The sequence below is a fragment of the Jezberella sp. genome (genome assembly GCF_964834465.1).
In genome coordinates this window covers 15,749-38,493 of record NZ_CBAZRM010000013.1, presented here as the reverse complement: position 1 = coordinate 38,493, position 22,745 = coordinate 15,749, and the positions used below count along the sequence as shown (strand labels likewise).

At 52.9% G+C, this 22,745-nt stretch carries 20 protein-coding genes, 1 pseudogene and 1 riboswitch; of the genes and pseudogenes, 13 read left to right on the top strand and 8 right to left on the bottom strand.

The annotated features are described in order from the left end of the window. The first annotated feature begins 143 nt into the window (after window positions 1-143). From trpE to AC1W8Y_RS11245, 9 genes are all read left to right on the top strand, one after another. Window positions 144-1,670 (top strand): anthranilate synthase component I, encoded by a 1,527-nt coding sequence (trpE, locus tag AC1W8Y_RS11285; protein ID WP_482014575.1) that lies wholly within the window; start codon window positions 144-146, stop codon window positions 1,668-1,670. Between the two features lie 13 nt (window positions 1,671-1,683). Next, on the top strand, window positions 1,684-2,277 hold the full coding sequence (locus tag AC1W8Y_RS11280; RefSeq protein ID WP_482014574.1) for an anthranilate synthase component II: 594 nt from the start codon (window positions 1,684-1,686) through the stop codon (window positions 2,275-2,277). Further along, a complete protein-coding gene (gene trpD / locus AC1W8Y_RS11275; RefSeq protein ID WP_482014573.1) occupies window positions 2,274-3,305 on the top strand; it encodes an anthranilate phosphoribosyltransferase in 1,032 nt (343 codons plus the stop codon). The genes AC1W8Y_RS11280 and trpD overlap by 4 nt, the downstream gene beginning before the upstream one ends. Next, a complete protein-coding gene (gene trpC, locus AC1W8Y_RS11270; protein ID WP_482014572.1) occupies window positions 3,302-4,093 on the top strand; it encodes an indole-3-glycerol phosphate synthase TrpC in 792 nt (263 codons plus the stop codon). Before trpD ends, trpC begins: the two co-directional genes overlap by 4 nt. Window positions 4,094-4,117: 24 nt before the next feature. Continuing rightward, a complete protein-coding gene (pap, locus tag AC1W8Y_RS11265) occupies window positions 4,118-5,593 on the top strand; it encodes a polyphosphate:AMP phosphotransferase (RefSeq protein WP_482014571.1) in 1,476 nt (491 codons plus the stop codon). Beyond that, window positions 5,590-6,510, top strand: a complete 921-nt coding sequence (locus AC1W8Y_RS11260; RefSeq protein ID WP_482014570.1) for an HpcH/HpaI aldolase/citrate lyase family protein — start codon at window positions 5,590-5,592, stop codon at window positions 6,508-6,510. The genes pap and AC1W8Y_RS11260 overlap by 4 nt, the downstream gene beginning before the upstream one ends. Window positions 6,511-6,518: 8 nt before the next feature. Further along, complete coding sequence (locus AC1W8Y_RS11255; protein WP_482014569.1) at window positions 6,519-7,232, top strand: uracil-DNA glycosylase; 714 nt, start codon at window positions 6,519-6,521, stop codon at window positions 7,230-7,232. A 473-nt stretch (window positions 7,233-7,705) separates the two neighbouring features. Further along, window positions 7,706-9,490 (top strand): DEAD/DEAH box helicase, encoded by a 1,785-nt coding sequence (locus AC1W8Y_RS11250; RefSeq protein WP_482014568.1) that lies wholly within the window; start codon window positions 7,706-7,708, stop codon window positions 9,488-9,490. 15 nt (window positions 9,491-9,505) lie between these two features. Then, entirely contained in the window at window positions 9,506-10,729 is a 1,224-nt protein-coding gene (locus tag AC1W8Y_RS11245) for a class I SAM-dependent methyltransferase (RefSeq protein ID WP_482014567.1), read from the top strand. Here the strand turns inward: AC1W8Y_RS11245 and AC1W8Y_RS11240 are convergent. Together AC1W8Y_RS11240 and AC1W8Y_RS11235 are read right to left on the bottom strand one after the other, a co-directional pair. Further along, window positions 10,726-11,829, bottom strand: coding sequence for a tRNA nucleotidyltransferase/poly(A) polymerase-related protein (locus tag AC1W8Y_RS11240; RefSeq protein WP_482014566.1), 1,104 nt, complete (start codon window positions 11,827-11,829; stop codon window positions 10,726-10,728). The two genes, AC1W8Y_RS11245 and AC1W8Y_RS11240, sit on opposite strands and share 4 nt — an antisense overlap. After that, window positions 11,826-14,000: a lytic transglycosylase domain-containing protein gene (locus AC1W8Y_RS11235; protein ID WP_482014565.1), complete on the bottom strand. Its 2,175-nt coding sequence runs from the start codon at window positions 13,998-14,000 to the stop codon at window positions 11,826-11,828. The genes AC1W8Y_RS11240 and AC1W8Y_RS11235 overlap by 4 nt, the downstream gene beginning before the upstream one ends. 58 nt (window positions 14,001-14,058) lie before the next feature. Here AC1W8Y_RS11235 and AC1W8Y_RS11230 point away from each other — a divergent pair, with 58 nt between their 5' ends. Further along, window positions 14,059-14,691 (top strand): 5-formyltetrahydrofolate cyclo-ligase, encoded by a 633-nt coding sequence (locus tag AC1W8Y_RS11230; RefSeq protein WP_482014564.1) that lies wholly within the window; start codon window positions 14,059-14,061, stop codon window positions 14,689-14,691. 6 nt (window positions 14,692-14,697) lie between these two features. Here the strand turns inward: AC1W8Y_RS11230 and metF are convergent, their stop codons facing one another. The 4 genes from metF to AC1W8Y_RS11210 form a co-directional block, all read right to left on the bottom strand. Then, complete coding sequence (gene metF / locus AC1W8Y_RS11225) at window positions 14,698-15,540, bottom strand: methylenetetrahydrofolate reductase [NAD(P)H] (protein WP_482014563.1); 843 nt, start codon at window positions 15,538-15,540, stop codon at window positions 14,698-14,700. Beyond that, on the bottom strand, window positions 15,540-15,872 hold the full coding sequence (locus AC1W8Y_RS11220; protein ID WP_482014562.1) for a phage holin family protein: 333 nt from the start codon (window positions 15,870-15,872) through the stop codon (window positions 15,540-15,542). Before AC1W8Y_RS11220 ends, metF begins: the two co-directional genes overlap by 1 nt. Window positions 15,873-16,010: 138 nt before the next feature. Further along, the gene (gene ahcY, locus AC1W8Y_RS11215; protein ID WP_482014561.1) at window positions 16,011-17,426 is read right to left on the bottom strand and encodes an adenosylhomocysteinase; all 1,416 of its coding nucleotides are present in this window, start codon (window positions 17,424-17,426) and stop codon (window positions 16,011-16,013) included. A gap of 75 nt (window positions 17,427-17,501) precedes the next feature. Beyond that, window positions 17,502-17,602, bottom strand: a riboswitch (S-adenosyl-L-homocysteine riboswitch). Between the two features lie 33 nt (window positions 17,603-17,635). Then, window positions 17,636-18,433, bottom strand: coding sequence for an N-acyl homoserine lactonase family protein (locus AC1W8Y_RS11210; RefSeq protein ID WP_482014664.1), 798 nt, complete (start codon window positions 18,431-18,433; stop codon window positions 17,636-17,638). Between the two features lie 257 nt (window positions 18,434-18,690). Between AC1W8Y_RS11210 and AC1W8Y_RS11205 the strand changes: the two are divergent. Next, window positions 18,691-19,083 (top strand): annotated as a pseudogene (locus AC1W8Y_RS11205) (carboxymuconolactone decarboxylase family protein); the annotation flags it as partial. 125 nt (window positions 19,084-19,208) lie between these two features. Further along, complete coding sequence (locus AC1W8Y_RS11200) at window positions 19,209-20,117, top strand: NAD(P)-dependent oxidoreductase (protein WP_482014560.1); 909 nt, start codon at window positions 19,209-19,211, stop codon at window positions 20,115-20,117. Window positions 20,118-20,186: 69 nt separating this feature from the next. Here the strand turns inward: AC1W8Y_RS11200 and AC1W8Y_RS11195 are convergent, their stop codons facing one another. Both AC1W8Y_RS11195 and metK read right to left on the bottom strand, forming a co-directional pair. Beyond that, window positions 20,187-20,387, bottom strand: a complete 201-nt coding sequence (locus AC1W8Y_RS11195) for a DUF1289 domain-containing protein (RefSeq protein WP_482014559.1) — start codon at window positions 20,385-20,387, stop codon at window positions 20,187-20,189. 1 nt (window position 20,388) lies between these two features. Then, window positions 20,389-21,555, bottom strand: coding sequence for a methionine adenosyltransferase (metK, locus tag AC1W8Y_RS11190; RefSeq protein WP_482014558.1), 1,167 nt, complete (start codon window positions 21,553-21,555; stop codon window positions 20,389-20,391). Window positions 21,556-21,767: 212 nt separating this feature from the next. Here metK and dapF point away from each other — a divergent pair, with 212 nt between their 5' ends. Beyond that, window positions 21,768-22,685, top strand: a complete 918-nt coding sequence (gene dapF / locus AC1W8Y_RS11185) for a diaminopimelate epimerase (RefSeq protein WP_482014663.1) — start codon at window positions 21,768-21,770, stop codon at window positions 22,683-22,685. Window positions 22,686-22,745: the final 60 nt, after the last annotated feature.

The window sequence follows — 22,745 nt, the reverse complement described above, 5'->3', positions numbered from 1 at the left end:
CGGCGCCTATTGGCGCTGGTGGCGTTCGTATCTCGGGTAATGGTTCATTGACAGTCTGCTTGTAGGTGGTCCACCACACAAGCAATAAGTAGCAAAACCAAGCCCGCCTGAAGATGGTCGGGCTTTTTTTTTAGGTTTTTGAAATGAAAGAAATCGAATTCAACGCACTCGCAGCCCAGGGATATAACCGTATCCCATTGATTACCGAAACCTACGCTGATCTGGATACGCCGCTCGCGCTGTACCTGAAACTAGCGCACAACAACAGCACTGGCCGCAAGAACACTTGCTTGCTTGAGTCTGTCGTTGGCGGTGAGCGCTTTGGACGATATTCGTTTATCGGCTTGCCCGCGCGCAACCTGATCCGCTCACGTGGCACTCGCATTGAAGTCGTCTGTGATGACAAAGTGATTGAGACTCACGAAGGTGATCCGCTCGCTTTCATCGAGCAATATCAGGCGCGGTTTAAAGTCTCATTGCGCCCAGGTATCCAGCGATTTGCGGGAGGGTTGGCTGGGTATTTTGGTTACGATGCCGTGCGCCACATGGAGCCCAAGCTTGGGCCGGCAAAAAAACCTTATCCCAAAGGCATGGGTGAAGGCCCGCCAGATATTTTGTTGCTGCAAATAGACGAACTGGTCATTGTTGACAATCTGAGCGGCAAAATTTATTTCATGGTTTATGTCGATCCGGCAACATCTGAAGCCTACGCAAAGGGTCAGCAACGCCTCAAGGACTTGCGCATGCGCCTGCGCAAACCCGCCGATATCCCGTACAGCTATGCAAGCGTATTGACGCAAGAACAGCGTAGCTTTGCCAAGCAAGACTATTTGACCGCCGTCTTGAAAGCCAAAGAGTACATTGCGGCTGGCGATTTGATGCAAGTGCAAGTCGGTCAGGTCATCGCTAAGCCTTTCAGCGACTCAGCCTTGTCCTTGTATCGCGCCTTGCGCTCGCTGAATCCGTCTCCCTATATGTACTACTGGAATTTCGGCGACTTCGAAGTCGTCGGTGCGTCACCCGAAATTCTGGTTCGACAAGAGAAGTTGCCTGCCCCAGAGGGCAAAATACCTGAAACTCGTGTGACCATTCGCCCGCTTGCCGGGACCCGTAAGCGGGGTGCCACCCCAGACGAGGATGCCGCGATGGCAGCCGAACTACTTGCAGACCCTAAAGAGCGTGCAGAGCACGTCATGTTGATTGATCTGGCGCGCAACGATGTCGGTCGGGTGGCCAAGATTGGCTCAGTTGAAGTGACCGATACGATGGTGATCGAACGCTATTCACATGTCATGCATCTGGTCTCCAACGTCACCGGTACCCTCAAAGCGGGCACCACCAATATGGACGTTTTGCGTGCCACCTTCCCTGCCGGTACGTTAACCGGTGCGCCTAAGGTTCGAGCCATGGAGCTCATCGATGAATTAGAACCTGTCCGTCGGGGCATCTATGGCGGTGCCGCTGGTTACCTGAGTTATAGCGGTGAAATGGACGTTGCGATTGCGATACGGACCGGCATTGTCCAAAACAATATGCTTTATGTGCAGGCTGCAGCGGGTATTGTTGCTGACTCAGACCCAGAAAAAGAATGGCTTGAGACAGAAGCTAAAGCTCGTGCAGTCCTGAGAGCAGCAGAACAAGTTCAAAACGGTCTAGACGATCCAATCTGACAGGGAGATTGAAATGTTACTGATGATAGATAACTATGATTCGTTTACCTACAACCTGGTTCAGTACTTTGGTGAACTGGGTGAAGATGTTCGGGTCTATCGCAATGATCAAATCACCCTCGACCAAATCGAAGCGCTGAACCCCGATCGTATTTGTATTTCACCCGGGCCTTGCTCACCGGCCGAAGCGGGCATTTCGGTGGGGGTCATTGAGCGTTTTGCCGGTCGCAAACCGATTCTTGGCGTGTGCTTGGGCCATCAGGCGATCGGTGCCGCCTTTGGTGGCAATATTGTGCGCGCTCAAGAAATTATGCATGGCAAAACATCACTGATTACCCATGCACAGTCGGATGTCTTTAAGGCGCTCCCCTCGCCTTTCACCGTGATCCGCTATCACTCGTTGGCAATTGAAAGAAAGACCATCCCCGATTGCTTACAAATCACGGCCGAGACCGCTGATGGCGAAATCATGGGTGTCAGGCATAAAACCTTGCCCATTTATGGGTTGCAGTTTCATCCAGAATCGATCCTGTCAGAGCATGGCCATGCCATGTTGAAGAATTTTCTAGAGCTCGATGAACGCACGATGCATGAGGTGCAAGCATGAACATCACACCTACCGAGGCGCTAGCACGTTGCATTGAACATCGCGAAATCTTTCATGATGAGATGCTGCATCTGATGCGCCTGATCATGAAAGGTGAAATGCCTCAAAATCTTGCTGCGGCCATTCTCATTGGCCTGCGCGTTAAAAAGGAAACGGTCGGAGAAATCACCGCAGCGGCAACCGTCATGCGTGAATTCGCCACGCCCGTCCACGTGTCCAATACAGACACCTTAGTGGATATGTGTGGCACGGGTGGCGACGGTAGCAACACATTCAATATTTCGACCGCTGCCATGTTTGTGACAGCTGCCGCTGGTGTGCCCATCGCCAAGCATGGCGGCCGAAGCGCCTCATCTTCGTCAGGCAGTGCCGATGTCCTTGAAGCACTTGGCGCCAATATTTCACTCACCCCCGTACAAGTGTCAGACTGCATCCACGAGCTGGGCATCGGTTTTATGTTTGCGCAAGCGCATCACAGCGCGATGAAACACATTGCACCGGTTCGCAAAGAACTGGGCGTCAGAACGATGTTCAACCTGCTCGGCCCGCTGACCAACCCAGCGGGTGCGGCGAATCAGCTCATGGGGGTTTTTCATCCGGATTTGGTGGGCATTCAGGTTCGTGTACTGCAGCGCTTAGGGTCGCGCCATGTCGTCATCGTTCACGGCAAAGATGGGTTGGATGAGGCCTCGCTCGGGGCGGCAACGATGGTTGGTGAACTTAAAGACGGCGTCGTCAAAGAGTACGAAATTCACCCTGAAGAATTTGGTTTAAGCATGGCATCGAACCGTTCGTTGCGTGTCGAAAACAAAGAGCAATCTGCGGTTTTAGTACGACAGGCGTTATCCAATACGCCCGGCTCTGCACGCGATATCGTTGCGCTGAACGCGGGCCTGGCAATCTACGCGGGCGATAAAGCGCCAACGATGAAAGCTGGCGTTGAGATGGCATTTAACACCCTTGCGAGCGGCGCAGCGTTAGCCAAACTTGACGCGTTTTGCGCAAAAACCAGGACATTTCAAACATGAGCGATATTCTAAAAAAAATCCTGGCAGTCAAGGCAGAAGAAGTCACTGCCGCGCGCCACATGCGCAGCGAAGCTGAGATGCTGCGCGAAGCACAAGCGCGGCAAGATGTCAGAGACTTTGCTTCAGCCATTGAAGACAAAATTGCCGCAGGTGGGGCTGGCGTGATTGCCGAGATCAAAAAGGCGTCACCCTCAAAAGGGATTTTGCGCGAAGATTTCAAACCAGCAGAAATTGCGGCTTCTTATGCCAAACACGGTGCTGCTTGCTTATCTGTCTTGACCGACGTTCAGTTTTTTAATGGATCGCACGATCACTTAAGGCAAGCACGTGCAGCGTGCACGCTCCCTGTTTTGCGCAAAGATTTTATTATCGATCCCTATCAGATCATCGCAGCGCGCGCGATGGGCGCCGATTGCATTTTGCTCATTGTTTCAGCACTCACGCTGCCACAACTTCTTGAATTCGAAGGTTGTGCGTTTGACTTGGGTATGGATGTTTTAGTAGAAGTGCATGACAGCGCTGAGCTTGATGTCGCCCTGCAAATGCAAACCTCGCTGCTCGGCATTAACAATCGAAATCTTCGTACCTTCGAAACTTCGTTGCAAAATACCTTAGATCTCTTACCGCGAATTCCCTTAGACAGACGGGTTGTCACAGAAAGCGGTATCCTCAAACCAGAGGATGTCGAACTCATGAGAAAAAATGACGTCCATGCTTTTCTGGTGGGTGAGGCTTTCATGCGGGCAAAGGATCCTGGGGCCGAGCTCGCCAGACTTATTGCTTCTTGATAACACGAAGGGGTGAGCGCATCCATGTTTGAAGAGTCCGAATCCGACCCGCAGCTGTCTGACGCGGACAGAAAGAAACTCGAAGCAGATTTACGCGTCAAGTTGTTACTTGAGCAATATCGGCATTTAAGCGTCAAAGACGAGTCGTTGGTGATTCTAGTCAGTGGGATCGATGGTGCGGGTAAAAGTGAAACCATCAATTTGCTGAATGAGTGGATGGACCCGAGACACATTCACACCATTGCTTTCCCCGACCCCAGTCCTGACGAATTGCTGTTTCCCAAGGTGCGCCGTTTGTGGATGAGTCTGCCGCCAAAAGGGGCCATTGGTATTATTTACGGCGCAGGCTATGTACAGTTGATTGATCAGGTCTTGAAGAAAAATCCCAATCACGACAAACTAGCCAGCGATATTCTCTATTTAAAGCGACTCGAAGCCGATCTAGCTGCCAATGGCGTTCGCTTGCTGAAGCTTTGGTTTCACCTATCTCGCTACGCTCAGCACAATAGGACCAAAACCTTACTTGCCAATCCGTCGACCGCTTGGCAAGTTGGCCAGGGCGACAAAAAAGTACATAAGCATTTTGACAAACTGCGAGCTGCGGGTGAACGAATCATCGAAGCGACCGATGCCCCGTATGCGCCATGGATTGTGATCCCAAGCGCGGATGCCAACCTCAGAACCGTAAGAACCGCCCAAGCAGTGCTGCAAGCGCTTAGGCGACCTTCAGTCAAAGTCCCTCAGTTACATGACTCTGGTGCACCCATTCTGGCCAAAAATCATAAAAACGCACTGGATCGGGTCAATTACACCTTAACCATTGAGAAGAGTGCCTACGAGACCGAGCTCTTTGATTGGCAAAATAGATTGGCCGCTCTAGTCAGGGATGAAAAGTTTAAAACCAGATCCCTGGTCTTGGTGTTTGAAGGCAATGATGCCGCCGGTAAGGGAGGGGCAATACGTCGTGTCACCCGTGCGATTGACGCGCGTCAATTCACCGTCATGAGTGTGGCAGCCCCAACGAGAGAAGAGCAATCCCGACCTTATCTTTGGCGTTTCTGGAAAAACGTCCCCACCCGCGGCAGGATCTCGATTTTTGATCGGTCGTGGTACGGCAGAGTACTCGTTGAACGTGTCGAAAAGCTCATCCCACGGCGGGCTTGGAGTCGCGCTTACAGCGAAATTAACGACTTTGAGCAACACCTGACGAACCATGGCACGATTGTGCTGAAATTCTGGTTAGCTGTGACATCTGATGAGCAACTCAAACGGTTTCGCGAGCGTGAACAATCGCCTTTCAAGCAGTTCAAAATCACAGATGAGGATTGGCGTAACAGAAGCAAATCAAAAGCCTATCTCGCAGCAACCAAAGAGATGTTCGATCACACGGACACCCCCTATGCCCCCTGGCATGTTCTATCCGCTAACGATAAAAAGCATGCTCGTGTTGAAGTACTCAAAGCAATCGTTCTCGCACTCGAAGGTGCCTATAAAAAATGAAGCAATTGTCCCCCTCTTTGCCTTTTAGCTGGCGCTCTATGTTGTTTGTTCCGGCCAGCAGCGACCGGTTTTTGGAAAGCGCCTTACGCCGTCCAACAGACTGCATTCAGCTAGATCTGGAAGACAGCGTAGCGCCTGACTTGAAAGACAGCGCACGCGGTCGGATCGGTGAGCTGGCGGATCGTGCAGATGCCGCAGGTTACGATGTCATCGTTCGTATCAATCGGCCGATACGGATGTTAGTGAGAGACATCGAAGCCTGTGTTCGGACGTCAGTCAAAGCCTTAACGCTGCCCAAAGTACCTGATGGGTCGTTTATTCGGGCAGTCGCCGAAATCCTCGACGAGTGCGAGGTTGAAGCTGGCTTGCCGTTGGGTCACACCAAGCTCATTGCGATGGTCGAAGACGCCAACGGTTTACACCATATCGATGAGATCGCCCAAGCTCATCCTCGGCTGTGTGCGCTGATTATCGGGGCTGAAGACTTGGCGGTATCCATGCGGATGGCGGTTGATCCCGATAGTCTTTACGTCCCAAACGTCTTGGCTGTTGCTGCCTGTCGCCGGGCAGGGATTGCACCGATTGGGTTTGTGGGCTCAGTGGCTGACTTCGCCGATCGAGAGAAGTTTCGCGAGACCGTACGCCGCGCTGCACGACTGGGATTTGAGGGTGCGTTCTGCATCCACCCCTCGCAAGTTGAAGCTGCTAACGAAGCCTTTAGCCCACCTCAAGCCAGTGTTGATCGCGCTCGTGCTTTACTCGAAACCTATGAGGCAGAATGTCGCGCCGGTCGCGCTGCTTGCACTTTTGAAGGGCGCATGGTGGATGCCCCCGTCGCCATGCAAGCACGTTTAGTGATTGACCGAGACGAGGCGTTGAAAGCCATGCTGGCTCGGCGCACGGCGAAACAAAATTAGTTTGACCCGTGACCGTCGCACACAATCAACTGCTCGTGGCGAATCTGGATCATCACGTGCAGAGGCTGCCCGATCATTGGCGACGTTTGTTAGAACAAACTGAGGCGGCGACTGTTTTAACGCGACTGAGTGCATTTCTCACGGCGCGTTTGGCGCACGGCGCAATCATTTACCCGGACGCCCCCTTCAAGGTCTTGCATCGTCTTACGCCTTGCGCCACTAAAGTCGTGATCCTGGGACAGGATCCCTATCATGGCCCCAATCAAGCACAAGGCCTAGCGTTTTCAGTACCTGATGACCAGAAGTGCCCCCCTAGTCTGCGCAATATTTTCAAAGAAATTCAACGCGATTTTACCGGCACCTTGTCGACCAACGACCTAACACGTTGGGTTGACCAAGGGGTATTGCTGCTGAATACGGTTTTGACCGTTGAAGATGGGCAACCAGCTTCGCACGCCAAGCAAGGATGGGAGTCAATTACCGACGCTGTCATCTCAAGTGTTGCCGCAGATCCCTCCCCCAAGGTGTTTATGCTGTGGGGAGCACATGCGCACAGCAAAGCGACGTTAATCGCTTCAGCTGGTCAACATTTGGTGCTCAAGTCCAATCACCCTTCTCCTTTGTCCGCCATGCGCCCCCCCTTGCCGTTCATCGGCAGTAGACATTTTGTCCAGGCGAACGCGTGGCTGCTCAGCCGGGGACTGGCGGCAATTGACTGGTAATGCGCGTCGTTTTCCCTGACGATCCGTTCGTCAAACGACGGTTAAGAGGTCTGGTTTTATTCGTGAGTTGCAAATTAAAGACACATTTGCATGCCGAGGTGCATTTCGGGTTTACCCCAGACAAAAATTCCGCTACACTTTGGGTCGCTGCAAATTAGTAGTTTCAAACGAAACAGCCGTTTCACCCGAAACCACCAAAATGGCACTGATGCTGATGTTTAGCTCACGCAGCCTCTGTCCGACAACGATTAGATACCCTCTCATTTCGTTGATAACCCGGTCAGACCGCCCTCATCATCGATTCCTGACCTCCTTTCCTTTCGTGGGCAAAGTTACAAAGACAGCGGTTTTGTCTTCGCAGCCCAGACGTTCGGTTGATTCGGTCGGCACGATGCTCGATTCAACCGACGATCACCGGTCCACCTCTTTTCCGGGCTCGTCATATTGACCATGAACTGGTCAAAAGGAAAGTCATGTCCTTCGATTCGTTGGGGCTAGCCCCCGCATTGCTCTCTTCTATCCAAGAAACGGGTTTCACCACCCCAACCCCAGTACAGCTTGCTGCGATTCCCGCAGCGCTGGCTGGCAAAGATTTAATGGTTTCGTCGCAAACTGGCAGTGGCAAAACAGCAGCTTTCATGTTGCCTGCGTTACACAAGATTGCGGGTAAGCCAGGTACGAAAGGCCGTGGCGTTCAGGTGCTGGTATTGACACCAACCCGTGAACTTGCTTTGCAAGTCAGCGAAGCGACCGCAACCTACGGTGCTAATCTCAACGACCTGCATATTGCTACCGTTGTCGGCGGCATGCCCTACGGCGCACAACTCAAAGCCCTGTCACGTCGCGTCGACGTTTTAGTGGCAACCCCGGGTCGCCTGCTCGATCACTTGCAAGCCCGTCGCGTTGATTTGTCTGCCGTGCACACGCTGGTGCTCGATGAAGCCGACCGTATGCTCGACATGGGATTTATCGACGATATCAACACCATCGTTGATCGTTGCCCAGAATCGCGTCAAACACTCTTATTTTCTGCAACGCTAGACGGTACAGTTGCAAAACTGGCGGCTCGCATGATGCGTGACCCAGAGCGTATCGAAATGGCATCGCAATCGGATCGCCACGCGAATATTACTCAGGCCCTGCTTTACGCGGATGATGTCCACCACAAACTGCGCTTGCTTGACCATGTCTTGCGTGATGCAGAAATGGATCAAGCCATTGTTTTCACCGCTACAAAACGCGGCTGTGACGATCTTGCCAACCATTTATCTGACCAAGGTTTTACAGTCATGCCCTTGCATGGCGACATGAACCAGCGCCAACGCACCCGTACCCTCGAACAAGTTCAAGATGGTCACGTGCGTATTTTGGTGGCAACCGATGTTGCGGCGCGCGGTATTGATGTCAAAGCCATCAGCCATGCGATCAACTTCGACCTACCCATGCAAGCAGAAGACTATGTCCACCGTATTGGTCGTACCGGTCGCGCAGGTCGCAACGGTTTGGCGTTTACGTTAGCCGTTCACAGTGAGCGTCACAAGGTGCGGCGCATCGAACACTTTATTGGTCATCCTATTCCTTCTGAAGTGATTGCTGGCCTTGAGCCACAGCGCGCACCAAAAATGCGTCCAGAAGGCGGCGCTGGCGGCCGTGGCGGCGATCGCTTTGGCGCGTCACGCGGTGGGCCACGCTCTGGTTCTGGCAGTAAGCCACGTTCGGGTAGCAACGCTGGTGGTTCACGTTTCGGTGGTGATCGTGAGGGTGGTTTTGCGCCCCGTGGCGAAAAATCATATGGTGAGAAATCGTTCGGTGGTGAAAAATCCTTCGGTGCTGCCAAATCCTTTGGTGATCGCGATCGCAGCTTTGCACCTCGTGGCGAAAAATCGTACAGCGAGAAGTCATATGGTGAAAAGTCGTTTGGTGGTGGCAAACCATTTGCACCCCGTGGCGACAAGCCCTTTGCTGCTCGTGCTGACAAACCCGCAGGTGAAAAGAAATTTGGCGGTGATCGTGACCGCAGCTTCGCGCCACGGGGTGACAAACCTTTTGCAGCACGCAGCGACAATCCTTACGCCGGCAACGGCAAACCAGCCCGCCCCTCGCGTGAGTTTGCGCCTCGTGCCGCGGCACCCGCAGGCAAGTCTTTCGCTCCTCGTGGTGATGGCCCAGCTCGCTCAGGTGCTGGTCGACCTGTTGCGCCTCGAGCGGCAGCAGGTGCCCCACGTCGCGGCTTCAATTTCGATGGCGGTCGCCGCTAAAGAGATGGTTAAGTGATGTCCACCGATCATTCGATTTCGGTGAGTGCAGACGCGATGGCGCATAGTCAACGCGTCTGTTCTTTTTTGTGTGACCAGGTGACGGAACGAGGTGGCTGGATACCTTTCAGTGTGTGGATGCATCACGCACTGTATGCGCCAGGCCTGGGCTACTACGCAGCGGGCAGCGTTAAGCTTGCCAACGATCATTGGGCCACCGACAACTTGGCCGGGGATTTTATTACTGCGCCTCAAATTTCACCCTTGTTCGGTGAGACGTTAGCCAATCAAGTTGCTGAAATCCTGACTCACTGCCAAAGCGTTCAGGTACTTGAGTTTGGTGCCGGTAGTGGTGCCTTGGCAGATCACGTGTTAACTCGTCTCGAAGCGCTGGGGATCCAGGCTCAATACAGCATTCTTGAAGTATCGGCCGACCTGAAAGCCAGACAACAACAAAGGCTTGCAAAATGGGCGGCGCGCGTTAGATGGTTGGATCAGACGCCAACATCGTTCGTTGGCTGTGTGCTGGCCAACGAAGTGCTGGATGCGATGCCCGTCGACCTTTTCGCCTGGTCTGTCCCGACAGAAGCAGGCTATGCACCGCAAGTCTTGCAACGTGGGGTGAAGATCAATGAGCCCTATGACCTGCGTGATCCATCAACGATGTTTCTTTGGCAAGACAGAATGGCTGACAGCAGGCTAGCAGAGATTGTCGCCTCGCGTTGCGCACCCATGCCAGATTACCGTTCAGAGCTCAACTTGCAGGCCGAAGCATGGGTCAGAGACATGGGGGCGTGGCTCACGAAAGGGGCTGCCATTCTGATTGATTATGGATTTCCGCGAACCGAGTACTATCATCCACAGCGCCATCGCGGTACCTTGATGTGCCACATTCAACATCGAGCACACGACAACCCACTGCTTGCCCCTGGTCTTCAGGATATCACTGCGCACGTCGACTTTACTGCTATTGCTGATGCTGCCTTAGCCGGTGGGATGGAAGTCTTAGGCTACACCTCACAAGCCCGATTTTTGCTCAACGCTGGGCTGACAGATCTCATGATGGCTGGACAACAGAGCGACGGCTTCAGCACGGCAGCTCGTGTGACCATGAATCAGACTGCGCAAAAACTTATTTCTGAAGCTGAAATGGGTGAACTATTCAAAGTAATGGTCATTGGGCGCGAAGTGGACTTGCCTCTGACTGGCTTTCGTCGAGGCGATCGAACGCACCAACTCTAACAAGCCTGGCCAGTTGCTTTCAGCGCACTCAATCGTGCCTGACGAATCGCTGATTTAATTAAAGACGGGTCTCTCAAGTTTGAGATGACCTTACCGGCATCGACGCTACGCACCGCCTGAAGACGATGAAACCATGCACTAACCGACTGGTTCGTCAATAGTGCCGCTGTCTCAAGCAGTCGTTCGAAACGCTCAGGTTTGCGTAAGCCATCGCAACGTTCAATTAATTCCAACACGCTGTCGGCATCTGCCGTAGGGGCACTAACCTGCTCGATCACGAGGGGCAATAGACGTGCCATGTCGGCGCAATCGTTTGGCACTCGCAGATGCTCTGACAAGGCTTTTGTATCCCATGTATCAAGACACATCACGGCATAGCGGCACGCAAGGGTCATCTCAGGGTGCGGGGCTAGTGCATCCAGGGCGATCCTCACTCTCTGGCTATCTACCCAGTTTGACAGGATATAAGGTGTTGCGTGCGAACGTGCCAGCACCTCAAACATTCGTGATGGTTGAGCACTCAACAATCCGCGCGATAGCTCTTGCCAAACACGCTCAGGGACAAGGTGACTGACTTCGCCCGTATCACTCATCCGTTGGCAGAGCGCCAGCGTTTCATCGGCAAGTTCAAAGTCTGTGAATCTTGCTGCAAAACGTGCCAGTCTCAATACACGAACGGGATCTTCTTCGAAAGCCGGCCCAACATGACGAAATACGCGTAACTGAAGATCGACTTGTCCGCCAAGTGGATCAACGAGTACCCCATCTAGACCCCGTGCCATTGCATTGATTGTCAAATCACGTCGCGACAGATCTGCTTCTAACGTGACATCAGGCCCCGTATGAAAAGTAAAACCCTGATAGCCCCGACCTGACTTTCTCTCGGTTCGGGCCAGGGCATATTCTTCTTTTGACGTCGGATGCAAAAAAACCGGAAAGTCACCGCCAACAGGGGTAAATCCGCGCTCGGACATCTCTTCTGGCGTTGCACCGACGACCACCCAATCTTGGTCTCCTGCCGGCAAGCCTAAGAGCTCGTCTCGGACAGCGCCGCCCACGACGTAGATCTGCAAACCGTCAACAGGATTCGCGTTGCTCACGGCAAAACACTGTTGCCATAGGGTTGCGGCTCAATACGACCAAGTCGCTCTTTCAACGATTGCGGCTTGCCGGTGAAGGCGACGGCATAATAGGTCGCATTCGACAGCACATTTTTGACGTAATCACGCGTCTCATTAAACGGTATCGTTTCGGCGAAAATGGCGCCTTCAACCGCATGTGTCAGCGAAGCGCGCCATTGCTTGGGCCGGCCGGGGCCGGCGTTATATCCTGCGCTGGCTAGCACTTGCGAGCCACCAAGATCTTCCAGCACCATTCCCATGTAGCTTGTCCCCAATTTTGTATTGGTATCGAAATCGATGACTTGCCCAGGTTGAAAATCTGTCATGCCAATTTTTTTCGCGACCCATTTCGCTGTCGCTGGCATGACTTGCATCAATCCTGATGCCCCGACCACCGATTTAGCATCCATGATGAAACGCGATTCTTGTCTAATCAAACCATACACCCACGCAGGATCGAGTGAAATGGATTTTGCTTGCGCCACCACCTTGTTTTCAAATGGGGCTATATAGCGTTGGGTGAAATCATGTTCGCTCACCGTCCGATCAGACGTGTTGACAACACGATCGTAAATATCAACGGTACGAGCTAGCTCTGCGGCAGCGAGCAACTGCCGGTCATTCATCCCGCGCAGGGCGAAATTCCATTCAGGCACGGCATCGGGCCGATTGCCTCGCTTAAACAGCGCGATCGCTCGTTGCAACCCAAGTTGAGTTTTAGCTTGTTGTAGTTCTTGAGGGGTCACAGGCAGTGCAGCGGACGGTACGGTAATCTGCTGGCCGAGTTCTTCGAGAGCCAACTGACCATAAAAATTAAACTGTTGACTGGCCTGAAGGTAACTCGCCTTGGACTGGTCGACTTTGCCGGTCGCTGCCAACCCCCTTGCCTTCCAATACAGCCATGCAGATTCGTTTTTCATGTTGGCGGGCATCTGATCGATACATTGAACGACCCACGTCCAATCCACTTGCCGCTGTCGAAGGGCTGCCCGAATGCGCCAAGCGTGGTTGTTATCCGTTAATCGAATCAAGCCCGCTTGGTGATAATAGCCATCTGCGCGCGGATCAAGCGTCCCCATCGCTAGCAGTGCCATCTGTGCATACACCCAGCTCAACTGCTCAGTAGGTAACTTGGCTTGCCACTCTCGTTTCAGGTAGGCTTCGGTGGTGCTCCAGTCGCCGCGCGCCATTCTTGCCAAGGCAATGGCAATCATCTCATGACGCATGGCCGATCGGGGGCCGGATTGCGTTGTTAGCCATTTAAGCGGCTCTCGGATCATCACATCGTACGCTTGCATATCTACTTTATCGAAGACGTAAGACGCGAATTTTCGAGCATCTGCTACCTTGTTTTTTTCAATCGAATCCTCAAGCAGCGGGCTAAGGTCTTTGGTCGTTAACACCTGATCAGCAACGAGTTGATCAAATAAAGCCCAGCAGGCCGAACCTGAGGCGAACACTTTAACGGCTTGTGATGCACTCGCACGTTTGCCCAGGACGTGACTAGCCTGCAATTGTGCGCAGTCAATTTGACTATTGCTGTTGGTGATCGCACCGAGCTTGCCGACAGTGTCGAAATCTCGCGTCGCTGCAGCCATCAAAACCCATTCGCCCCTTAATTTATCAGCCAAATAGGTGCCTGCATGTCGCTGCAAAAACGTCGACATTCGTTCATCCAGGGCCGGCGTTCGATTGGTGGCTAGCTGGTTACGCAAATCCCAAAACTCTGGATAGATCCCTAAAATATCGGTGCTCGATGACGACACGAGCGTCGATAACTGCGCCCATGCTTTTTTAGTCATCGCATCTCGGGCATTTGCTACAGCTAAAGCGGCAGGCGTATCCTCAGAGGTCGTCAGATTCTGCAACTTGACGGGGGCCGCGCTAATCTTCGCCGGCACTGTTTCAGCACCCACTGGGGGTGCTTGACGTGTCACTGGCGTCGCTGCCCCTGCAACGTCATTCACCGTCGCTTCTGACCCGAGCGCAGCGGTTGCCTCGGTGACGTCTTTGGGTACGAGGGTTCCATCGGGTTGTATCGTGAGACGAGTCTGTGCGGTCACCACGCCGCTATAGCACCCAATTGTGCAGACTGACCAGGCTACAACACCCGCGACAAGTAAATTCTGATACTTTGTATGCTGAACCATTTCAAACCTTAATCTCGGTGCTTAACAAAGCACCCACCATTTAAATACTGAACCACTCATGCCCAAGAATACCCCAGACCTGATCCGCAAACACTTGATTGACCGTCGATCACAGATCACCGTTGCAGAGCGCCAACGCGGCAGTTTGTTAATTCGAGGTCGACTCTTTACTTGGTTGGGTTTAGCATCAGATCGGGCACAGGCCAAAGGGTTCAACCGGCCCTTGGTCGTTGCCGCGTTTTGGGCATTGGCCGACGAGCCAGACCTAGAACCACTACTACAGCAATGGGATGAAGCGGGTATTGTGGTTGCGCTACCAATCATGGTGCAAAAAGACGCACCACTTGAGTTTCATCGCTGGTCCATCGACACCGAGTTGCGTACAGCCGGTTTTGGGGTGATGGAGCCACCAAGACAGCAAGCGCTCGTCCCCGATGTGATCCTCGTCCCCACTCTGGGCTTTACCGCGTTGGCCGATCGCATCGGTTATGGCAAAGGGTTTTACGATCGTACGCTGTACGATCTACGCAAACGAGAATTTGACCCCGTGACGGTTGGGATCGGGTGGGATGAAGGGCTGATTGACCTCGACTTCCCCGGGTATGAGCCACGCGACCACGATCAATCGCTTGACACCGTTCTCACGCCAAGTGGTTGGACCCCCGGAGAAGTCAATCCGTTCGAGCGTTGAGTGTCGTTATTGCGTCAGACCACGCCAAATCGCCAGGGTCGCCTCTGCATTGTTGAGCGTATAAAAATGCAAACCTGGCACTTCATTTTCAATCAGCGTCTGGCATAGTTGCGTGACCACCTCAGCCCCAAAGGCTTTGATAGAGGCTTTGTCGTCTCCCATTTCTGCCAGCCGCAAACGGATCCAGCGAGGCACTTCAGCCCCACACATCTCCGAAAACCGCATCAACTGATTGTGATTGGTAATCGGCATGATCCCCGGCACGATGGGGATATCCACACCGCGGGCAGTCGCACGATCAACAAAATCAAAATAAGCGTCTGCATTGAAAAAGTACTGGGTAATGGCACTATCCGCCCCCGCCTCGACTTTACGAACGAAGTGATCTAAATCTCTCTCGGGTCCGGACGCCTGAGGGTGCATCTCAGGGTAAGCGCCAACTTCGATATGAAACCAGTCACCCGTTTCGTGACGAATAAACTCAACCAAATCGCTTGCATACCGCAGTGCGCCTTCGTTCAACCCCATGCCAGAAGGCAAATCACCACGCAAGGCAACAATGCGTCTGATGCCTTCTTCTTGATATTTGGCCAACAGCGCACGAAGCTCGTTGTGCGAAGCACCAATACAAGACAGATGCGGGGCGGCATCGCAACCCATCTCTCGCAAGGTACGGACTGTTTCAAGCGTGCCGTCTCGCGTTGAGCCGCCCGCACCAAAGGTAACGCTGCAATAGTGAGGCTGCATGACAAGCATTTTCTGCGCGCCGACGACTAACCGCTCTTGTGCGGCAGTATCGCGGGGAGGAAAAAACTCGAGACTAAACATTGAATCAGAAGAAACCGACATCACGCGCCCGTCAAACGTGCCAATAAACCGGAGATGACGCTATACAAAATGGCACCAATAACCGCCCACCAGAAGCCTTCAACTTTGAAGCCGCTCAAAATGGAACCTGCGAACCAAAAAACGAGCGCATTCACAACAAATAAAAACAGACCCAGCGTCACAATCGTGACAGGCAAGGTCAGCAAGATCAATACTGGTTTAACCAGCATGTTGAGCAAGCCCAGAACAACTGCTGCAAGCAGCGCCGAGCCAAAGCCGGTCACCACAATACCGGGCAGCAAATACGCCACGATCAGCAACGCAACTGCATTCAATATCCAGAGCAATATCATGTTGGGATCCCCTTGTTTTTATAAACCACCAGCATACTGCGCAAACGCGATGCTTGCGCAGTATGCCCAATTACCACAACATAGATCACACACAAACGACCACTGACAAACACAACCCGTCGTAGCCGCCCAGTTTCATCAATAACGGTAAGCGTCGCTCTTGAAAGGACCTTGCTGACTGACGCTGATATACGCAGCTTGCGCCGGTGACAGTTCGGTCAATTGAGCGCCAATTTTCTTCAAATGCAGGCGCGCAACCTTTTCGTCGAGATGCTTGGGTAGCACGTAGACTTGACCTGATTGGTAAGCCTCGTTACGGGTAAAGAGCTCGATCTGTGCAATCGTCTGGTTCGTGAACGAAGACGACATCACGAACGAAGGATGGCCCGTACCGCAACCCAAGTTAACAAGACGCCCTTTAGCCAGCAAAATAATCCGTTTGCCATCGGGGAAAATGACATGATCGACCTGAGGTTTGATTTCTTCCCATTGCAAATCTTCGATGCCAACCACATCAATTTCGTTGTCGAAGTGACCAATATTACAAACGATTGCTTGGTCTTTCATCATGTCCATGTGGGCACGGGTGATGACGTTGTAGTTGCCCGTCGCAGTCACGAAAATATCGGCTTTGTCGGCGGCTTCTTCCATGGTGACAACTCGGAAACCTTCCATGGCGGCTTGTAGCGCGCAAATCGGATCAATTTCTGTTACCCAGACTTGAGCACGCAACGCAGCCAATGCTTGCGCTGACCCTTTACCCACATCACCGTAACCTGCAACGACTGCAATCTTGCCGGCAATCATCACGTCTGTCGCACGCTTGATGGCATCCACCAGTGACTCGCGGCAGCCGTACAAATTGTCGAACTTTGACTTCGTGACTGAATCGTTAACATTGATCGCCGCAAACGCGAGTTCACCTTTTTTCGACATCTGATACAGACGCAGAACACCCGTGGTGGTCTCTTCCGTCACGCCTTTGATGTGAGCCAAGCGGGTTGAGTACCATTTGGGGTCGCGCTTTAGTGTCGCCTTAATCGCACTGAACAGAACGATCTCTTCTTCTGAGCCAGGTTGATCCAGAACACTGATATCCGATTCTGCTTTCGTACCGAGATGCAGTAACAACGTTGCGTCGCCACCATCATCCAAAATCATGTTGGTGTAATGACCATTGGGCCATTCAAAAATCTTATGGGTGTAATCCCAATACTCAGTCAGTGTTTCGCCCTTGGTGGCGAATACTGGCGTACCAACAGCGGCGATGGCAGCGGCAGCGTGATCTTGTGTGGAATAAATGTTGCAAGAGGCCCAACGTACTTCAGCGCCAAGCGCCTGCAGGGTCTCAATGAGGACAGCCGTTTGAATGGTCATGTGCAGGCTGCCGGTGATGCGAGCACCTTTCAACGGCTTCGTTTTCGAGAATTCTTCTCTCGTTGCCATCAAACCAGGCATTTCTGTCTCGGCGATGGCAATTTCTTGACGGCCCCATTGTGCAAGGGACATGTCGGCGACGATGTAATCGGTAAATTTTTCAGTCACAGTGTTCATAGCGGTAAGCTCCGGTAGGCCTGCGAAGCAACTGCATTGGCTGAAAATGAGCCACCGCAATCGCTGCTAAGCAGGATTGGGTGAGCGCCGTTAAAGTTGGAGGATACCAACGGTAACGTGTAAGCCTTTGAGCCTGGCGGGTAGCTGAGTGCCCCGTCGCAACGCTCCTCAAAAGCGCTGCCATTGTACCTAAAAATCAGGGCAAACACCTACTCGTTTGGCGAAAGATGCAAAGCCACAATATCGTCGTTGGGATCACCCCAAAACGGATAGCGTTGTCGCACCTGGGGATCATGCCCAGGCACAAGGTGGGCGGGCGAGTCAGCTAGGCCACGCAGGGTGTTGTAGCCCGCCAGCATATCGCCGACATGGAAGACAATCGGAAAAGGCGACTGCTTGTCCATATTGTCGTAATAGTGACTGGCATCAGAGGCAAGTACCACCCAACCTCTGTCGGTATGCACGCGCAATGACTGAAGCCCTTTGGTGTGGCCGCCAATTTTTACCACTTCAATACCCGGCGCCAGTGTGTATGCCCCTTCGTGAAAATCGACGCGATTGGCATACACGCGACGAATCAACGTGACAACATCCTCCACATCATAGGCATGTCGAAAGATACCGGCACACATATGACGGCCGCACGCAAAATCAACCTCGTCATCCTGGATATGAAATCGCGCATTCGGTAATAAATCGATATTGCCAGCATGATCGTAATGAAGGTGTGTCAGCACCACGTCCTGAACCTGTTCAGCTTGTATGCCGAGCAGCGTTAGCGCCGCAATCGGGCAGCGTAACAGCGTTCGCCCGCGCGCTTTGGCTTGTCTTTCATTGAAACCGGTGTCGACTAGCCATGCTCGGTCACCCGTTCGAATCACCCAAACGAAATAATCCATGGGCATTTGATCATCGTGAGGATCGGTCGAAATAAAATTGTCACGTCGCAACCGATGCTGCATGGTGGCGTAACGCATTGCGAATACTTCGTAGGTTGGCAATGTCATCGGGTCTTCCGTCATTTTTTTGTATTTCTTTTTTCAACAGTAAGGTTGTAGAGGTTGACCAGCATTGAGTCAAGCGCAGATCAAGCCAAACAAACTGCAAGCACGGCGAGTTGCATCCAACTAGCGCGCGAGGCGATTCAATAGCATCGCCACATAATGCCTTGACAGACGGAAACCTAAACCTTGACAATCCAAGGGGTAGCTCAGACAAGCGCTGAGACCATCACGCTCAACTAATCATATTCACGGAGCCCGACATGTCAAAAAAAGAAACAACCAATAAACTGTGGGATGAAGGGCTGAAGACACGCCGCGAAGTCCTTGGCGCCGAGTACGTTGACGGCTCGATTGCCAAAGCGAATGAGTTTCAAATGGCTTTTCAGCACATCACCACAGAATGGTGCTGGGGCTACGCATGGAACCGTCCAGGCCTGCCACGCAAGACCCGTAGCCTACTCAACCTGGCAATGCTGACGGCACTGAATCGTTCGGCCGAGATCAAACTGCACGTGCTAGGCGCGTTGAACAATGGCGTCACCGTTGAAGAGATTAAAGAGACTCTCTTACACGCAACCGTTTACTGCGGCATACCAGCTGGCCTCGACGCCTTTAAAGCCGCCAATCAAGTGTTGACCGAGCAAGGTGCATTCGACAAACTCACTGCCACAAAAAAGACGACAGGCAAGAAATCTGCGGCCAAAAAAGCACCCACTAAAAAAGTACCCGCTAAAAAAGCAGCAGCAAAAAAAGCGGCCACAAAAAAACCCGTTGAATCATGAGCGCCAAACCGTCAATTGGCTTTATTGGCATAGGTAGCATGGGCTGGCCGATGGCCAGCCTCATCCTCAAAGGCGGGTATCCACTGCAAGTGATCGATGCCTCTGTTGAGCGGGCGCAGTCTTTTGTCGCAACGTTCGGTGGCGCAGCCGCTGTTAGCTACAAAGAGCTGGCGGCGGCGTCAGACATCATCATCACGATTTTGCCGACGAGTGCCATCGTGGAAAGCGTGCTCACCGGTCCAGCCGGTCTTTTGGCGGGCCTCAAAAAAGATAGCGTTGTCGTTGAAATGAGCTCAGGCGTACCTACCGCCACGCGTGAGCTTGCCTCCTTAGTCGAAGCCGCTGGCGGTCACTTGGTTGACGCCCCAGTGTCGGGGGGAGTCCCCCGTGCAAAAACCGGTGAACTGGCCATTATGTTTGGCGGCAGTTCAGCGCTGCTAGAACGCGTGAGGCCGGTGTTAAATTGCATGGGAACGGCCATTACCCCCACTGGTGCTGTCGGATCAGCCCACGCCATGAAAGCGCTCAACAACTTGGTCTCTGCGGGTGGCTTCCTGATTGGTATTGAAGCGCTCATTATTGGTCAGCGCTTTGGTCTTGATCCCGCAGCGATGGTGGATGTCCTCAACGCCTCGACAGGCATGAACAACTCGACACAAAAAAAGTTCAAGCAATTTGTGCTGTCGGGCAAATACAACTCTGGCTTCGGTTTGGATTTAATGGTCAAAGACCTGGGTATCGCATTGGGTATTGCTAAAGACACGAACACGCCAGTCCCGTTCGCCGCCCTCTGCAATGAACTCTGCGCAGCATCCGCGGCCATGCTTGGCCCAGGGCAGGATCACACTGCTGTGGCGAAACTAAGCGAGATGTTAAGTGGTACTAAGCTGTCCGTGAACGGATGATCATGGGTGGGGGGATATGGCGCACGCAATTTTTGACCATGCGATAAACTTTTTGGTGCAATCACCCCTCTAGTTGCGCCGAGGGTAACCCTCGGCGAGGATTCTGTGCCAAACCACCCCTTTCTCTTCGTCGGTCATCAAGACCCAATTAGAGACCTCCATGACGGTGCGACCGCAACCGCGGCACGTATCGTCAAAAAGCGTCGAGCAGACCGCCACGCAGGGTGAATCGGCTCGAGGCTTTGGTTGACTGTTGGACGTGTCGCTCAACTCAAACGCCTTTTTTCAAGGCATCAGCCTTGTCGGTGGCTTCCCAGCTGAATTCAGGCTCATGACGCCCAAAGTGACCGTAGGCTGCCGTTTTGCTGTAAATCGGACGCAATAGATCAAGCATATTGACGATGCCTTTCGGGCGCAGATCGAAATGTTCACGCACCAACAACGACAACCGCTCATCAGGCACAACACCCGTGCCGTGCGTGTTGACAGTAATGTTGATTGGGTCAGCAACACCAATGGCGTAGCTCACTTGCACTTCGCACTGTTGCGCTAAACCAGCAGCGACAATATTCTTGGCAACATAGCGTGCTGCGTAAGCTGCTGAGCGATCGACTTTTGATGGGTCTTTACCTGAAAACGCACCGCCGCCATGGCGGCAAGCGCCACCATAAGTATCAACAATAATCTTGCGACCTGTCAGACCGCAATCACCTTGGGGGCCGCCAATCACAAACCGGCCTGTCGGATTAACCAGAAACTTTGTTTGAGGGGTCAGCAGACCGTCAGGAAAACAAGGGCGAATAATGTCTGCGATCACGGCCTCGCGGATCATCTCTTGTGACGCCTCAGGCGCATGCTGTGTCGACAAGACGATGGTATCGACTTCAACAGGCTTGCCGTTAACGTAGCGGAAAGTTACCTGTGATTTAGCATCAGGGCGAAGCCAAGGCAAGCGTCCATCTTTACGCAACTCACTCTGGCGTTGCACCAAACGGTGTGCATACCAAATCGGCGCAGGCATTAAGTCGGGGGTTTCATTACATGCATAACCAAACATCAAGCCCTGGTCACCAGCGCCTTGATTGAGGTAATCCTCTGAGGTGCGATCAACGCCCTGCGCAATATCAGGCGACTGCTTATCGTAAGCAACCAATACGGCGCAACCTTTGTAGTCGATGCCATATTCAGTGTTGTCATACCCAATTCGTTTAATCGTGTCGCGCGCGACTTGGATATAGTCGACATTGGCGAATGTCGTGATCTCACCAGCCAGCACCACTAAACCGGTGTTGCACAGTGTTTCAGCGGCGACGCGAGCGTTCGGGTCTTGGGTGAAAATAGCGTCTAGGATTGCGTCAGAAATCTGATCCGCTACTTTGTCGGGGTGGCCTTCTGAAACCGATTCAGAGGTGAAAAGATAATCACTTGCTTTTGACATGATGGCGTCCTTGCTACTGACTAGGTCAGCGATGGGTTAGTAGGTGCGCTGCACCCCTTACCTATGCCATCAAGAAAATTAGACGTATGGATCCGGGCGAGACGCTTTAGCGGATTTTTTCGTCACTGATTGGGCATGTCATCCACAATCCAGCAACAGGCGCCCCGCAAGTTGTCGTTTAACTCAGCGCCTATGCAGTATTTTAAGCCAAAATTGGCGATAATAGAACCATGATCTGGAACTTCACCAAAATGCATGGCGCCGGCAACGACTTTGTCGTGCTCGATGGGGTTAGAACCCCCATTCAAATGACCCCGCAAATCGCACGGGCTCTCGCTCACCGACAGTTCGGGATTGGGTGCGACCAAATTTTGCTGGTTGAACATCCTTCGCATCCTGAGGCCGATTTCAGATACCGCATTTTTAATGGCGACGGCAGCGAAGTCGAACACTGCGGCAACGGCTCGCGCTGCTTTGTGCGTTTCGTGCACGAACAAAAGCTATCCTCTCGCAACCCGTTAAAGGCTGAAATTGCCACCGGCCTCATCACTCTCAACGAATTGCCCGATGGGGATGTCACGGTCGAGATGGGACAAACCCGCTTTGACCCGGCGAGCCTGGGCTTCGACGCCAGCGAACTGGCCACCAAAGCGCAAGGCATCGATACGCTGTATGCGCTGGCACTCGACGCCCCCACAGGGCAAATCGATGCAGGTCCGTCAACTGTCTGGTTGTCTCTGGTTCAGATTTCCAACCCCCATGCGGTTCAAGTCGTTGAGCATGTGGATACTGCGCCCGTGAAACAGGCTGGGCCACTGATCGAGTCGCACCCTAGATTTAGTCATCGAGTCAATGCGGGCTTCATGCAAGTGGTTGACAGGCACAAGATTCACCTGCGCGTCTACGAACGTGGCGCAGGTGAAACACTGGCTTGCGGCACCGGTGCGTGTGCTGCCGTTGTAGCGGGCATTCGACGAGGTTTACTGGATAGCCCCGTCAAGGTGAGAACACATGGCGGTTGGCTCACCATTGAGTACGATGGCACTCGATTGCAGATGACAGGGCCTGCCACCACCGTTTATTCAGGCCAGGTCGATATTGAGAAGCTTGTGGCCTCTATCCCCGATTGAAGGGGTATCCCCTAACCGTTCGACAAACCCAGAACTTTGCTCTGATTGCATTGTCCTAAA